Here is a 14,814-nt window from a genome sequence, read left to right on the forward strand (position 1 = left end):
CATATTGCGGATGAAATACAATCACCTATATTCTTACCCTCCGAACAGCCCGAAGAAGCTGGTGTGGGTCACGCCCAGCACAAGGAACAGTGCGATCAGTGCAAACAGCACTCCGATGATAATATCCATCTGGTGCACGGTCAGCGGAAAATGGTCGTACATTTTTTCTTTCGCGTTCACAAAATTCTTGTCACCGTTGTTGAGCAGGCTCTTTTTGCCTTCCTCAAAGTCTGCCTTCCGGCCTGCCAGCTCCGCCTGTTCCTGCGCCAGCTGTGCTTCCCGGGCCGCAAGGGCAGCTTCCCGGCGGGCAAGTTCAGCCTCGCGCTCTTCGGGTGTCTGTTTTTCCTGTGCCATAACGTACCTCCTGATGGTGTTTTTATTATAATACCACACAAATGCAGATAAAAAAAGCGGGCCGCCTGCCCAAAAGCAGACGACCCACAGAAAAAGCTCTTACTTCTTTGCCAGATACTTGCGGATATCGATGGCCACAGCCACGATAATGACAAGACCCTGAACGATGTAGGTGTAAGAAGAGTTGACATTCATGAACTGCAGAGCCACCTTCATCAGCTCAAAAACCAGAACGCCGACCAGAACGCCGGGAACAGTACCAACGCCGCCGGTGGTGGAAACACCGCCGATGGTGCAGGCTGCGATGGCGTCCAGCTCATAGCCCTGTGCGGTGTTGACGGATGCGCCGCCGGACTTTGCAGCCAGCAGGCAGCCTGCCAGACCGAACATGCAGGAAGCCAGGATGTAGATGCGGATCTTGGTGGCGTTGACGTTGACACCGGCCACCTCAGCAGCAGCTTCGTTGCCGCCGATGGCGTACATGTACTTGCCGTGACGGGTCTTGTTGTACAGGAACCAGAAGCACCCGGCCACGATCAGAGCGATCCAGATCAGCACAGGCACACCGATGATGGTGTTGGAGGCCAGAGAGGTGAAGTTTTTGTTCAAAGAGCCGATGGGGGTACCGCCGGTGTACACCAGGCAGATACCGTAGACCACCTGCTGCATACCCAAGGTAGCAATGAAGGGCTGCACCTTCAGGTAGCTGACCACCAGACCGTTGCACAGACCCACGATGGCGCAGATGGCAATAACCAGAATGAACACCACGGGGGTGGACAGGGTGTGCATGTTGGGGTAGAACTTACCGGATGCGCCCTCGGTCTGCGCAAAAATGCAGGCAAGGCAGGCGGCAAAACCAGCCAGACGACCGGCCGACAGGTCGTTACCGGTGGTGATCAGGCAGCCGGAAATGCCCAGCGCGATGATGTAGCGGATGGACACGTTCTTGAACAGGTTGATCATGTTGGTGCCGGAGAAGAAGTTGGGGTGCATGATGCCAACGATCAGAGTGATGGCCAGCATCATCATAATAATGGCGTTGTTGCTGAGCCACTTGCCCACAGCCTTGCCATTCAATTTTTTGGTAGCTTCCACGATAGACAGCCTCCTTAATTACTGATTTGCCGCAGCTGCGTCAGGTGCGGTCTCGAACTGGGTAGCCAGTGCCATGATGTTTTCCTGCGTAGCGTCCTTGCCGTCGATAAAGCCGGTGATGCGGCCGTCGCACATGACCATGACACGGTTGGACATACCGATGATCTCGCTCATTTCGGAGGAGATCATGATAATGCTCTTGCCCTGCTTGGCCAGATCGGCGATGATGCAGTAAATTTCATACTTTGCACCGACGTCGATGCCGCGGGTAGGCTCGTCCAGAATGAGCACATCGGGGTTGTTGGCAAGCCAGCGGGCGATCAGCACCTTCTGCTGGTTGCCGCCGGAAAGGCTCTTGATCTGGGTCTTGGGGCTGGGTACCTTGATGGCCATCTTTTCCTTGTTGGTAGCCACCAGATCCAGGATCTTCTTGTTGTCCAGCATGATGGGGCCCTTGCGCAGGGCATCCAGTGATGCAATGGAGATGTTATCGGCAACGCTCAGCACGCCCAGAATGCCGGTAGCACGGCGGTCCTCGGTCAGCAGAGCAACGCTCTTCTGGATGGCATCGCGGGGCTGCTTGATGTTGACCTCTTCGCCCTTGATCCACACCTTACCAGAGGTATGGGCACGCAGGCCGAAGATGCCTTCCATCAGCTCGGTGCGCTGTGCGCCCACCAGACCGGCCACGCCCAGGATCTCGCCTTTTTTGATCTCGAAGCTGCAGTGGCGGAAGGAACGCGGATGGATGGAGGTGAAGTCCTCCACCTTCATCATGACCTCGTCCGAGGGATGGTTCTCCAGCGGGGGATACAGGTTCGACAGCTCACGGCCGACCATCTTTGCAATGATCTCTTCCTTGGTCATGTTGGCAACGTCCCACTTACCGATGTACTGGCCATCGCGCATGATGGTGACTTCGTCCGCGATCACCTTGATCTCGTCCATCTTGTGGCTGATATAGACCAGTGCCACGCCCAGAGCCTTCAGCTCGCGCATGATGCGGAACAGAGATTCCACTTCGTTTGCGGTCAGCGAGGAAGTGGGCTCGTCCAGGATCAGCACCTTGCAGTTTGCGGAAACAGCCTTTGCAATTTCCACCATCTGCATCTGTGCGATGCTCAGAGAGCCAAGCTTTGCATGGGGATTGATCTCCAGCTTCAGCTTTTTCAGCAGCTCCTCCGTATCCTTGTACATTTTGGCGTGATCCACCACCGTAACAGGACCGTACTTTTTGGTGGGGTAACGGCCCAGCCAGATGTTCTCGGCCACAGTGCGTGCCGGGATCGGCTGCAGTTCCTGATGCACCATGGCAATGCCGCGGTTCAGTGCATCCAGAGGGGTGGTGATGGTAACTTTTTCGCCCTCGTATTCAATTTCGCCCTCGTCCATCTTGTAAATGCCGAACATGCATTTCATCAGTGTGGACTTACCGGCGCCGTTTTCACCCATCAGCGCCATGACCTTACCGGGGCGAAGCTCCAACTGGGCGTGATCCAGCGCTTTGACGCCGGGGAAGGTCTTGACCACGCCTTTCATTACCAGACGGTATTCTGACATTCCGTAGAGCCTCCTTGTCGTTTGTTATAAGGCCGCAGAAAAACCTTTTTTCAAAACAAGGCGCGTGCGCGGAGAATATTTCTCGCACGCACGCGCTTTATAGCTTTGTTCAAGCCGTCAAGGTCCACTGCGCACCTTGCATTGTTTCAGGAAAACTTTGGTCTTACTTCACGTACTCGGAAGCGTTGTCCTTGGTCACCTTCACATAGTCGACCCAGTAGTACTGCTCGACCTTGGAGCCTTCAACGTACAGCTTGGTAGCCTCAGCAGCTGCGGTAGCCTGACCCACGTCGTCGTTCAGCACGGTACCGGTCATGTTGCCATCCAGAACGTCCTGAACAGCCTCAGCCAGTGCATCGACACCAACCAGATAGATGTCCTTGCCGACGGTGCGGTTAGCCTGCTGGATGGACTGCAGAGCGCCCAGTGCCATTGCGTCGTTGTTGCAGAAGACAACTTCGATCTTGTCGCCGTACTGAGACAGAGCGTTTGCAACGTCCTGCTGAGCGGTGGTCTGATCCCAGTTGTCCAGGTACTCGTACAGGCACTCAACTTCCTTGCCGGCATCGGTCAGGGCCTTGATGGAGTACTCGGTGCGGTACTGAGCATCGATGTTCTCGGGGTCGCCCTTGCACATAATGTAGGTGATCTTGCCGTCGCCGTTGATATCGCCCTGAGTCTCGGTCTCCAGGATCAGCTCGCCCTGATAAGTACCGGACTGACGTGCGTCAGCACCAACGTAGCAGCACTTGTCTGCGTAGGAGTCCAGAACGCTCTTGTCGGGCTCACGGTTGATGAAGACGATAGGAGTCTCAGAGGGCTTGACGGTATCAACGATGGTCTGTGCGGAAGTGGTCTGCACGGGGTTGATGACCAGCACGTCCACGCCCTGCTGCAGGAAGGTGTTGATCTGCTCGGTCTGGGTGTTCTGGTCGTTCTTGCCGTCCATGATGGTGACGGAGTAGCCCATGTCCTTCAGGTACTCTTCCAGATCGGAGCGGTACAGAGTCATGAAGTTATCAGCAAACTGATAGATGCAAACGCCGATGTTGGCAGAGCCGTTGGTAGCAGCGGCAGAAGCAGCGGTGGAAGAAGCAACGCTGGAAGCAGCGGTGCTGGTGGGGGAAGAGCCGCCGCAGGCGGTCATAGCAGCAGTTGCGCCAACAACAGCAGATGCCTTCAGGAAGTCACGACGCGAAATCATTTTCATAATAATGTTCTCCTTCAATTCGTATCTCAGCATTTTCACAGGAGCAATCTTGCATGCACCTGTAATTCCTGCTCGTATTATACCCTTGCAGCACCCCACTGTTCAAGAGAACAAGTTCACAAGATTGACGGATTTATTTTGTGCTATTTCAACAAATGGTTTATAGGGTCGATGATTTCTTTTCGCGAAGCATCACAATTTTTCATGCTTTTGCAACCGTTAGATAAATATAAAAATGATGTGTTGTTTTTCTTTCAAAAAGATTACAAAATGTTGCATCGTTCGGTTTTTGCAGCTTTTTCATTTCTTGTATATCTTGAAAAATATTTTCAGGAATAGTTCACCCCTGTTCTTCCGCATTTTTTCGCTTCATTTCCGCAATTTTCTGCAAATCGCCTGCTATTCCCGGTTCCTGCCGCCCGCCTTTTTGCAAAGAAAATGCCCGGAAGCTTTCCTGAGCCTCCGGGCATCCCGATCCGAGTATCTTTTACAGATGCAGCAGCATCTTTGCAATGTTGAAGTAGATCAGCAGCGTGGTGGTATCCACAATGGTGGTGATCAGGGGTGAAGCCATCACGGCCGGATCCACATGCAGCTTTTCTGCCGCCACCGGCAGAATGCCGCCGATCAGCTGCGAGAGCAGAACGGTGCAGATCAAAGTCAGGCACACCACCAGCGCCACCGGAGCCGCGATGCGGTCAAACACCAGCAGCTTTACAAAATTGCATACGGCCAGCGTGCCGCCACACATCAGGGCTACGCGGCTCTCACGCCAGAGGATGCGGGGCAGGTCGTGGGGCTGGATGTCGCCCACTGCCATGCCGCGGATGATGGTGGAAGTGCTCTGGCTGCCCGCGTTGCCGCCTGCGTCGGTCAGCATGGGGATGTAGGCGGTCAGCACGGTCACAGCGGCCAGTGCATCCTCGTATCCGCGGATGACCATGCTGGAGAAGGTGGCGCTGATCATTAAAAACAGCAGCCACGGTGCGCGGCTCTTGTACAGGTCCCACATGCTCTGCTTGAAGTAGGGCTTGTCGGAGGGGCCGATTGCGTTCATCTTTGCAATATCTTCGCTGGCCTCATCCTGCAGGATGCTGATAGCATCATCAATGGTCACGATGCCCACCAGCCGGTTTTCCGCGTCCACGACCGGAATGGCCAGAAAGCCGTATTTCTCGAACAGGTTGGAAACATCCTCCTGATCGGTGGTGGTGCTCACGCTGACCACATTGAAATCCATCAGGTCCTTGATAGGCTCTTCTGTGTTCTTTGCCAGCACCAGCGCCCGCAGGGACACCACGCCGATCAGCCTGCGGCTGTCATCGGTCACATAGCAGTTGTTGATGGTCTCCTTGTCAAAGCCATTCCTGCGGATGGCCTCCATGGCCTGTGCCACGGTCATGTCCGGCCGCAGCTCCATCAGCTCGGTGGTCATCACGCCGCCGGCTGAGTCCTCCGGGTACTTGAGCAGCTCATTGATCATGCGGCGGGTGGCGGGGTCGGCCTGACCCAGAATGCGCTTGACCACGTTGGCAGGCATTTCCTCCACAAGGTCGGTGGCATCGTCCACGAACAGTTCGTCCACCACAGCCTTCAGCTCGGTATCGGTCAGGCCGTCGATCAGCTTCTGCTGGGTCTCAGGGGTCAGTTCGGTGAACACATCTGCGGCCAGATCCTTCGGGCACAGACGGAACAGCACCGGGAGCTTTTCTGCGGGCAGATCCTCAAACACCGCCGCAAGGTCAGGCGCGGGCAGAGTTTCCATCACATCCCGCAAGCTCTGGTATTTCTTGGCATCGTCCAGATTTGCCAGCATGGTCTTGAGGGTATCGATCGAGATTTCAGACATAAAAAAGCTGCCTCCTTTTCAGTGGCAGCTCTCGTTTCTTCTTTTCAGGAAACACAAACACGCACCGTGTGCATTCACACACAGCAGGGTCTGCGCAAAGCAGAAACGGCGGCTGCCATTATATAAAATAATCGGGGAGAAAGACTGCTGCTACTGCCAGCAGGTTCCATGACAACCACCTCGTTTTCCTGTTGTAAAAAGACACTTTTTGCCTTTTCCGCCCATTACTTTACCACTGCTTTTTTGCCGCGTCAACCCTGCTTTTTAAATTTTTCCGTTTCTTTACAAAAAGTAAAAGTGCCCGATGACATTTTTCGTATCATCAGGCACTTTTATCCTGTCAGCGCATGTCCCGGGCGGGATGGAAGGCTCTTTGCTTACAGGGTCTCTACCGTATCAAACAGTTCTTTTGCGGCTTCCACAGCATCCTTGCTGCCAAACACCACCCGCACGCCGTTTGCCATGGCGGCACCCAGCTCTGCGGCCTGCTCCTTCAGCAGTGCGGCATCCACCGCACACAGGGCTTTGCGGTCTGCCGCCATCATTTCATCCGTGATGCCGCAGAAATACCGGCGGTCCGTCTCGCGGGCCTCAGCACGCGGCTTGCGGGGGGTGTCCAGCTTGGCCACAGTACCCACAATAAAATCGTTCAGATCTTTTTCGGTGTACTCCCGTGCTGCCAGCTCTGCCGGGCCTTTTGCAAAGGTGTCGTAGCTTTCCTTTACATGGGGGTCGCGGTAGGTGTACAGGTATTCCACGCCGTCCGAGGAGAGCATTCCAGTGCCGTAAGCGCCGCCCACCTCGCGGATGTTGTGCCACAGGTATTCGTAGCTCATCACGCGGGCCAGCGCCTTGCGGTCGCTGCGGCGCTCCATGGGCCATACCTGTACATCGTAGTTCACACTGCCGTCAATGATAAATGCTTCGTTCACCGGCGGTGTCAGCGGTTCCACATAGGGCTTTGCCGCAGCGCGGCCCTCGGCAGCAAAGCGGCTGTCCGGCAGCAGAGTGCGCAGCCTTGCAAGGGCATCCTCGCTGCCATACAGGCTGACCGTCAGCTCCGCGTGCTGCAGCACCTCTGTGCGCAGGGCATCCAGCTTTTCGCCCAGTGCTGCCCAATTGCCGCGCTCCTGCACGCCGCACAAGAACCTGTAATAGCTCACACCGCTGCAGCGTTCACTCACCGCACCGTCCACCGTGTAGTGGGCACTGGCGCGGGTGGCTGCGTATACGTTGCCCTGCTGGATGAACTGCTGTTCCATGTTCAGCTTCTGCTGGCTCATCACCCGTGCAAAGGCAGCTTCTGCCGCCGGGCCGGTGAGGATGGTATCATACAGCCATTCGCCGCCCAGCTCCACAGCCTTTTCCAGACTGCGTTCCAGAAGGCTCAGGCACAGGCTCAGCTTGGCGTGGCAGGGTGCACCCTCCTGCCGCCCGGTCCAGATGTCCAGCTGGGTGCGGCTGTCGCCCAGCCATGTGCTGCGCAGAGTGTTCAGCTGCTGAGCGGTGTGTTCGGTGCTGTCCAGCTCGTCCAGCACATCGGTCAGCAGGTCCAGATACGGCATGTCCTCGGGCTTCACATTGCCAAGGTCATAGTAGAAGTTCAGGTACAGGTTGCCTGCCGAAGGGTGATGCACCAGCTGCGCACCGGCCAGAAGTTCCCGCTCGCCTGGGGCCGTCCTTGCTCCGTCGCCAAGGTCGGCAACGGTCAGCGGGTGCTCCAGCACAAGCTTGCCGTCGGTGCGGATGGGTTCGCCCTCCTCCTTTTCAGGCAGGGTGGGCACCTGCACCACCTGCACCGGAGCCGGTGCAAACAGCTCACGCAGCAGCCCATCGAACCAGCCAGCGGCCATCTTTTCCCGCAGGGAAGCAAACAGCCTGTCCGTGTGCAGCAGCAGGGCAGGGTCGCCGGTGTGCAGCCAACCGGTGGAAGCGTTGATGGCATCCAGCACGCCGTCTGGCAGGGTGCCCGGGCGCTCCAGCGATGCAAACTCTGCTGCGTTCAGCGAAGCCAACAGCAGTTCTTGCGGGATGCCCTCGGCCAGAATGCCGTCTACCGCCTTGCGCACAGCGGCAGCAAACTTGCGAGCGCTCCCCTCGGTGGCACCGCGCAGCACCAGTTCCAGCACCGGCTGCAGGGTGCTGTCGTCAAAGCCAATGTCAATATCTGCGCCCAGCTTTTCGGCCAGCAGCGCCGCCTTCAGCGGGGAGTTATTGGTGCCAAGCAGGGCATCCAGCAGGATCTCCACGCCCAGCTGCCGCTCCCGGTCTGCAAAGGCACCGGTGTACCATGCCAGAGCACACTGCACCTCGTCCGGCTCCGGGTTTTCGGTATAGTAGGGCAGTTCCACGCAGGCACCCGCCTGCTCGTGCTGCACGGTCAGCTGCGGACGGCTGGTGCCCTTGGGCATTTTTGAAAGATAATCCCCGTCCAGCAGTTCCAGCTTTTCAGCCATATCCATTTTGCCATAGAGGGTAATGCAGCAGTTGTCGGCGCTGTAGTGGCGGTGATATACCCGCTTATACTTTTCATAGGTCAGCGCCGGGATGCTGGCCGGGTCGCCGCCGGAAACAAAGCCGTAGGCCGTATCCGGGAACATGGCCCGTTCCAGTGCATTTTCCAACTGAGCATCCGGTGCAGCCAGAGCGCCCTGCATCTCGTTGTACACCACTCCGCTCACGGTGCCGTCGGCACTGCGGTGCCAGCCCTCCTGCTCAAACACGCTCTTGTCCACCATGGCCAGCGGGCAGAACACCGCGTTCAGGTAGACATCCATCAGGTTTTTGAAGTCGGTCTCATTGGGCGTAGCAAACGGGTAGACCGTCTTATCCGGGAAGGTCATCGCATTCAGGAAAGATGCCATGCTGCTTTTGAGCAGCTGCAAGAACGGCGAGGTCACCGGGTATTTTTCGCTGCCTGCCAGCACCGAGTGCTCCAGAATGTGGAACACGCCGGTGTCATCGGACGGGAAGGTGCCAAAGCCGATGCCAAACGCCTTGTTGGTATCCTCATTTTCCACCAGCAGCACCGTGGCACCGCTCACATCGTGGGTAAGCACGGTCAGGGTTCCGTGCTGTTCAGGGCAGTCCTCGGTACGCACGAGGGTATAACCGGGAAATCGTTCCATTTCGTTTTCTCCTTTGTGGTTTTGAAATCGTTTGACACTATTGTATCATTCGCCGCTCAAAAAGACAATTACCGGTTTGTTAATAATAACCAGAAGGACGATTTTCAACCATTCGCTTCCCGTGAAAAAGGAAACAAGCCGGCCCCGCAGGGCTGGCTTGTTTGCAAAATTATAAAATAATATTTCCTCTGATATTGCCAAAGCGAAAGCATCGGCAATTTTAAATCGTATTTTTCACACCTGTTTTGCACCCTCAGTCCGGCAGGACACCCGGAACAGCACAAAGCCCACTGCAAACAGCAGCGCCAGCATCCCAATGCCCACATTGGCGCTGCCGGTCAGCTGGCTGCCCACGCTCACGATCATGGTGCCAAGGAAGGACGCGCCCTTGCCGCAGATGTCGAACAGGCCAAAGTATTCGCCGGATTTTTCCGCCGGGATGATCTTGGCAAAGTGGCTGCGGCTCAGTGCCTGCACGCCGCCCTGGAACATGCCCACCAGCACGGCCAGTACCCAGAACTGCCACTGGCTGGTCAGGAAGAAGGCGAACACCGCAATGCCGGTGTAGGCCGCGATGCAGACCGGGATAAGCTGGCTGGACGGGTATTTTGCACTCAGCCGTCCAAAGATCAGCGCCGAAGGGAAGGCCACGATCTGCGTTACCAGCAGGGCCAGCAAAAGGCCGGTGGTCTCCAGCCCCAGTGCCGTGCCGTAGGCGGTGGCCATATCGATGATGGTATACACGCCATCGATGTAGCAGAAGAAGGCCAGCAGGAACCAGAACACCTGCTTATCCTCGCGCAGATGCTTGAGGGTGTGGCCGATGCGCACAAAGCTCTGCCGGATGGCGTGCTGCTCTACCTCCACATAGTTGATCTGCTTATAGTTCCGCAGCAGCGGCAAGGTGGTGCCCAGCCACCACACAGCGGTGATGAGCAGCGCCACGGAAAGGGCGGTCATCTGGCTCAGACCGATAGCCCCGCTGCCCAGCACCAGTGCCAGACACACCACAAAGGGCACGCAGCTGCCAATGTAGCCCCATGCATAGCCCTGCGAAGACACAACATCCATGCGTTCCGGGGTGGTCACATCGCCCAGCATGGAATCGTAGAACACCAGACTGCCCGAAAAGCCGATCTTTGCAAGGATGAAGATGATCAGGAACGGAAGCCAAGTAGTGGCAAGGCCCATGGCACAGCAGCCTGCCACGCCCACGAACAGGCAGAGCATGAAGATGGGCTTTTTAAAGCCTCTGGTATCGGCCAGCGTGCCCAAAATCGGTCCCAGCACTGCCGTGATCACCGTGACCACCGAGCTTGCATAGCCCCAGTAGGCCAGATAGTTCACCGGACTCAATCCCCCGGCCTCGGCCAGCGCATTAAAGAAAATGGGCACCAGTGTGGCGATCATCAGCACAAAGGCCGAGTTGCCCACATCGTACAGGATCCACGCGCGTTCCAGCGGTGTCATCTTGAATTTTTCATGTTTCATCTTGTTTCCTCTCGCACCGCCGGGCGGTGCACCCTCATTTTTTGTGCCCGCTCAAAACTCCCCGAAGGTGTGGTCAAAGGCCTTGCTCAGGGGCTGGTCCGTGTCCAGCTTTGCCACAAATTCCAAAATCAGCGTTTCTGCCAGCGGAAGCGCCTGCGCATACAGTTCTTCCAGCCGCTTGCCGCTCTCCACGCACTTCGGGTTCGGCTGCGGATCTGCCACAAGGCCGTGCAGCATGTCGTATTTGCCCACCACCTTCATGCCTGTCAGCACCACCCAGCGCTTGACAGGATTGGATACCTGCAGCAGCCTGTGCACTGAGATCATGCCCTTGAGCGCTTCCAGTGCCACCTGCTCCGAGATGCCCTCGTAAAAGGGCGCGATTGCCTTTGCATTCTGTTCCGACGGGTGGATATGGCTGGCTGTGAAAAACTTCAGCGGGTCGTATCCGTCCCGGCGCAGCAGCATGTTGTCAAACTCGGTCTCGATCTCGCAGTGGGTCACGCCGCTTTCCCGGGTGAACTGCTCCACATACGGGTGGCAGGTGCTGTCCAGCGCAAAGTGGCAAACAAAACCCAGTGCATAGGCCAGTGCGGCATCCCGATCCGTCTCGCAGTGCACCACCTTACGCGCCCGGTCAAAAAAGACCCGCCCCGGCTCCTCGTGCATGGCATTGCCCAATGCACCCACCGGGTTGGACTTGGCAGCATGGTAATAAAACAGCAGGTCCGGCCCGTGCAGGCCGATATCGTAAAGCTCACGGTTCTGTTCCAGCTGAGCACGCAGTTCATCCGGCAGATGTTCCAGCACATTGGTGCCAAAGCGGCGGTGTGCATAAGTTGACGGCATGGCAGATTCCTCTCTTTCTCTCCGACAGGGTGCACAAAACGTCCCCCGGTTTTTGCGTTCTGTTTCAGTATAGCAGAAAGTTTCCCGACCTTCTACCCTTTTACGTCTGATTTCGGTAAAAAATTTGAATTATTTTGTGTTTTCGGCCAGTGGGCAGGCCGCGCAGCAAAAAAGGCACAGCCATCTGCAGACAGCTGTGCCTTCTCCCTTAAAATTCAGACTTTTTCGTAGCCCTGCGGCATCTCGTTCTTCCGGTTGCGGTCCATCAGGGTGCGCAGCGCGTCGCTGGCGCTCATGCCCTCCTTCACGATGGCGTTCACCGTCTGCACAATGGGCATTTCCACATTGTACTTTGCTGCCAGCTCCATAGCGGCAGGCAGTGCATTGATGCCCTCCACCACCATGCCGACCTCCTTCACGGCCTGCTCCGGGCTTTTGCCCTTGCCGATCAGAATGCCGGCGCGGTTGTTGCGGCTGTGCATACTGGTCGCCGTCACGATCAGGTCGCCGATACCGGCCAGACCCGCAAAGGTGTGGATGTTGCAGCCCATGGCCACGCCCAGCCGGGCGATCTCGGCAATGCCGCGGGTGATGAGGGCTGCGCGGGCGTTGTCGCCGTAGCCAAGGCCGGTGGAGATGCCAACACCCAGCGCAATCACATTCTTCAGCGCGCCGCTCAGCTCCACGCCCTTGATGTCGGCGTTGGTGTACACACGCATACAGGTGTTGCTGAACACATCCTGCACATACTCGGCAGCGGCTTCATCCGGGCAGGCCGAAACGATGGTGGTGGGCATGTCCAGCGCCACCTCTTCCGCATGGGTCGGGCCGGAAAGGGCCACCAGCTTTGCGTTTTGGGGGCCACCCTCTTTGTTCAGCTCGTCGGCGATGACCTCGGTCATGGTATATAAGGTGTCCGGCTCCATGCCCTTGGCAACGTCCACAAGGATCTGGCCGTCCGGGATGTAAGGCCGGGCCTTGGCCGTGGTGGAGCGCACAAATACCGACGGCACTGCAAACAGCAGCACATCCTTGCCAGTGCACACTTCCTCAATGCTCTTGGTAAACTGCAGCTCTTCCGGGATCTTCATGCCCGGCAGATTGGGGTGCACCCGCGTAGCGGAAAGGTTCTCCACCTCAGCCGGAAGCGCCGACCACACCTGCACATCATTGCCGCTGACACACAGCATCCGTGCCAGAGCCATGCCCCAGGTACCTGCACCCAGAACGCCAATTTTTTTCTTCGTCACGTTCGTGTCCTCCGTGTCTGCACCGCGCAAAGGGCACTGCACCCTCTGCGGTGAATTTGCGCCTGTGCCGGGCCAAGCCCGGTGCGCGTTGTTATGTTCATTGTACACGAAAGCCGGTGCGCCGTCAACCGCTTGCCGCATTGCACAAAGTTTTCCAGATGAGTCGTCCGTTTTTGTACACATCACGCGTTTTGAGCAAACCGTTTGCACTCCATCCGGATTCATGCTATAGTATTCTGGTAGGTTTTGTAGGAATTTTAGAAAAAGCCCTTGACTTCAAGCGCACTCCAAGCCTTATAATACCTTTGTTCTTCCGATTTACAAAGTATTTGAATACCGTTCTGAGGGAACATTTTTCATGTTTGAAGCATTTCTTTCCAACCGTACGGTCAGCGTGCTGGCGGAGGCCCTGCCCCGTATCCTCACGGCAGGCCTTACCATGACCATCCCGCTCACGCTGGTCTCCTTCTTTTTTGCCATGATCATTGCCGTGGCCGTTGCGCTGGTGCAGTACGCCAATGTGCCGGTGCTGCGGCAGATCGCGCGGTTCTACATCTGGGTCATCCGCGGCACGCCGCTGCTGGTGCAGCTGTTCATCATCTTTTATGGTCTGCCCAGCGTGGGCATCATGCTGGACGCTTTCCCTGCTGCGGTCATCGCCTTTGCCTTCAACGAGGGTGCCTACTGTGCCGAGACCATGCGCGGCGCACTGGAAAGCGTGCCGCAGGGCCAGCTGGAAGCCGGTTACTGCGTGGGCATGAGCTGGTGGCAGATCATGCGCCGCATCGTGCTGCCGCAGGCCCTGCGCACCGCAGTGCCCGCCCTCTCCAACTCGCTCATCGGCATGATCAAGGACACCTCGCTGGCGTCCAATATCACGGTAGCCGAGCTGTTCATGGCCGGTCAGCGCGTGGCCGCCCGCACCTACATCTTCCTGCCCATCTACTGTGAGGTGGCCGTGGTGTATCTGCTGTTCTGCACGGTCATTACCAAGCTGCAGGCACTGCTGGAACGTCGGCTCAACGCCCACGGCTTCCAGTAAGAAAGGAGTGTGGCAACCATGTCCATGTTAGAGATCAAAAACGTCCACAAGTCCTTTTTCACCTACACAAAGCCCCGCCTGCAGGCAGGCATCTTCCACCGGCCCGGTGCACGCAAAGTGACCAGCGAGCTGCAGGTGCTGCGCGGCGTGGACCTGACCGTGGAAAAGGGCGATGTAGTGGCCATCCTCGGCCCCTCCGGCTCCGGCAAGACCACCCTGCTGCGCTGTCTGAACTTTCTGGAGACTGCCGACGCAGGCCAGCTCACCTTTGACGGCGAGACGTTCGACCTTGCCAAGGCCAGCCGCGCCGACATTGCCCGGCTGCGCAAAAAGACGGCCTTTGTGTTCCAGAGCTACAATCTGTTCCGCAACAAGACTGCCCTGCAGAACGTGACCGAGGGCCTCATCATTGCCCGCAAAATGCCCAAAGAGCAGGCGGATGCCGTTGGCATGAGGATGCTGGAAAAGGTGGGCCTTGCCGACCGAGCCGACTACTATCCGCGCCAGCTTTCCGGCGGCCAGCAGCAGCGCGTGGCCATTGCCCGTGCGCTGGCCTCCGACCCGGAGATCATCTATTTTGACGAGCCGACTTCAGCCCTTGACCCGGAGCTGACTGGCGAAGTGCTGGCCGTGATGCGGCAGCTGGCCGAAGAGGGCATGACCATGCTGGTGGTCACCCACGAGATGGGTTTTGCCCGCAATGTTTCCTCCAAGACCGTTTTCATGGAGAACGGCGTGGTAGTGGAGCAGGCTCCCTCGCATGAGTTTTTCGCCAACCCCAAAGAGGAGCGCACCCGCGAATTTTTGCGCAAGATCGCTCACACCGAGTGAGGTTACCATTTAGAATGGCCTCCGCTTCGCTCTGGCCATAATCAGCGGGATTTTGTTTTTATTTCGTGTTTGTCGCGGCCTGCGGGCCGCTCCAAACACATTTTCACCAAAAGGGTCGTAATGGACAGCTGCATCTGTCCCAGCAGGACGGC

11 protein-coding genes are annotated in these 14,814 nt (G+C 57.1%); 2 read left to right on the top strand and 9 right to left on the bottom strand.

Annotated features, from left to right (window positions below):
• Window positions 1-33: 33 nt before the first annotated feature.
• The 9 genes from DW937_RS08080 to DW937_RS08120 all read right to left on the bottom strand — a co-directional run bounded on the left by DW937_RS08080 (window position 34) and on the right by DW937_RS08120 (window position 12,744).
• Window positions 34-354 (bottom strand): hypothetical protein, encoded by a 321-nt coding sequence (locus DW937_RS08080; RefSeq protein ID WP_097775076.1) that lies wholly within the window; start codon window positions 352-354, stop codon window positions 34-36.
• Between the two features lie 99 nt (window positions 355-453).
• Window positions 454-1,452, bottom strand: a complete 999-nt coding sequence (locus DW937_RS08085; protein WP_097775075.1) for a beta-methylgalactoside transporter — start codon at window positions 1,450-1,452, stop codon at window positions 454-456.
• Between the two features lie 18 nt (window positions 1,453-1,470).
• A complete protein-coding gene (locus tag DW937_RS08090; protein ID WP_120120603.1) occupies window positions 1,471-3,012 on the bottom strand; it encodes a sugar ABC transporter ATP-binding protein in 1,542 nt (513 codons plus the stop codon).
• Window positions 3,013-3,175: 163 nt separating this feature from the next.
• Window positions 3,176-4,222 carry a substrate-binding domain-containing protein gene (locus tag DW937_RS08095; RefSeq protein WP_120120604.1) on the bottom strand — a complete coding sequence of 349 codons (1,047 nt, stop codon included), beginning with the start codon at window positions 4,220-4,222 and terminating at the stop codon, window positions 3,176-3,178.
• Between the two features lie 487 nt (window positions 4,223-4,709).
• A complete protein-coding gene (mgtE, locus tag DW937_RS08100; protein WP_120120605.1) occupies window positions 4,710-6,071 on the bottom strand; it encodes a magnesium transporter in 1,362 nt (453 codons plus the stop codon).
• Between the two features lie 377 nt (window positions 6,072-6,448).
• On the bottom strand, window positions 6,449-9,199 hold the full coding sequence (locus DW937_RS08105) for an insulinase family protein (protein WP_120120606.1): 2,751 nt from the start codon (window positions 9,197-9,199) through the stop codon (window positions 6,449-6,451).
• 234 nt (window positions 9,200-9,433) lie between these two features.
• Window positions 9,434-10,690, bottom strand: coding sequence for an MFS transporter (locus DW937_RS08110; protein ID WP_120020507.1), 1,257 nt, complete (start codon window positions 10,688-10,690; stop codon window positions 9,434-9,436).
• Window positions 10,691-10,741: 51 nt separating this feature from the next.
• On the bottom strand, window positions 10,742-11,539 hold the full coding sequence (locus DW937_RS08115) for a zinc dependent phospholipase C family protein (RefSeq protein ID WP_120120607.1): 798 nt from the start codon (window positions 11,537-11,539) through the stop codon (window positions 10,742-10,744).
• A gap of 215 nt (window positions 11,540-11,754) precedes the next feature.
• Window positions 11,755-12,744, bottom strand: a complete 990-nt coding sequence (locus tag DW937_RS08120; protein ID WP_343214660.1) for an NAD(P)H-dependent glycerol-3-phosphate dehydrogenase — start codon at window positions 12,742-12,744, stop codon at window positions 11,755-11,757.
• Between the two features lie 403 nt (window positions 12,745-13,147).
• Here DW937_RS08120 and DW937_RS08125 point away from each other — a divergent pair, with 403 nt between their 5' ends.
• Both DW937_RS08125 and DW937_RS08130 read left to right on the top strand, forming a co-directional pair.
• Window positions 13,148-13,831, top strand: coding sequence for an amino acid ABC transporter permease (locus DW937_RS08125; RefSeq protein WP_097775067.1), 684 nt, complete (start codon window positions 13,148-13,150; stop codon window positions 13,829-13,831).
• A gap of 18 nt (window positions 13,832-13,849) precedes the next feature.
• Window positions 13,850-14,662 carry an amino acid ABC transporter ATP-binding protein gene (locus tag DW937_RS08130; RefSeq protein WP_118529028.1) on the top strand — a complete coding sequence of 271 codons (813 nt, stop codon included), beginning with the start codon at window positions 13,850-13,852 and terminating at the stop codon, window positions 14,660-14,662.
• Window positions 14,663-14,814 lie beyond the last annotated feature (152 nt).

The organism is Faecalibacterium sp. AM43-5AT (assembly GCF_003603345.1).
GTDB classification, from domain to species: domain Bacteria; phylum Bacillota; class Clostridia; order Oscillospirales; family Ruminococcaceae; genus Faecalibacterium; species Faecalibacterium taiwanense.

Coding starts and splice junctions, on each gene's coding strand:
- DW937_RS08125 (WP_097775067.1), top strand. CDS start 13,148: ATGTTTGAAGCATTTCTTTCCAACCGTACGGTCAGCGTGCTGGCGGAG.
- DW937_RS08110 (WP_120020507.1), bottom strand. CDS start 10,690: ATGAAACATGAAAAATTCAAGATGACACCGCTGGAACGCGCGTGGATC.
- DW937_RS08115 (WP_120120607.1), bottom strand. CDS start 11,539: ATGCCGTCAACTTATGCACACCGCCGCTTTGGCACCAATGTGCTGGAA.
- DW937_RS08120 (WP_343214660.1), bottom strand. CDS start 12,744: ATGGCTCTGGCACGGATGCTGTGTGTCAGCGGCAATGATGTGCAGGTG.
- DW937_RS08090 (WP_120120603.1), bottom strand. CDS start 3,012: ATGTCAGAATACCGTCTGGTAATGAAAGGCGTGGTCAAGACCTTCCCC.
- DW937_RS08095 (WP_120120604.1), bottom strand. CDS start 4,222: ATGAAAATGATTTCGCGTCGTGACTTCCTGAAGGCATCTGCTGTTGTT.
- DW937_RS08105 (WP_120120606.1), bottom strand. CDS start 9,199: ATGGAACGATTTCCCGGTTATACCCTCGTGCGTACCGAGGACTGCCCT.
- mgtE (WP_120120605.1), bottom strand. CDS start 6,071: ATGTCTGAAATCTCGATCGATACCCTCAAGACCATGCTGGCAAATCTG.
- DW937_RS08130 (WP_118529028.1), top strand. CDS start 13,850: ATGTCCATGTTAGAGATCAAAAACGTCCACAAGTCCTTTTTCACCTAC.
- DW937_RS08080 (WP_097775076.1), bottom strand. CDS start 354: ATGGCACAGGAAAAACAGACACCCGAAGAGCGCGAGGCTGAACTTGCC.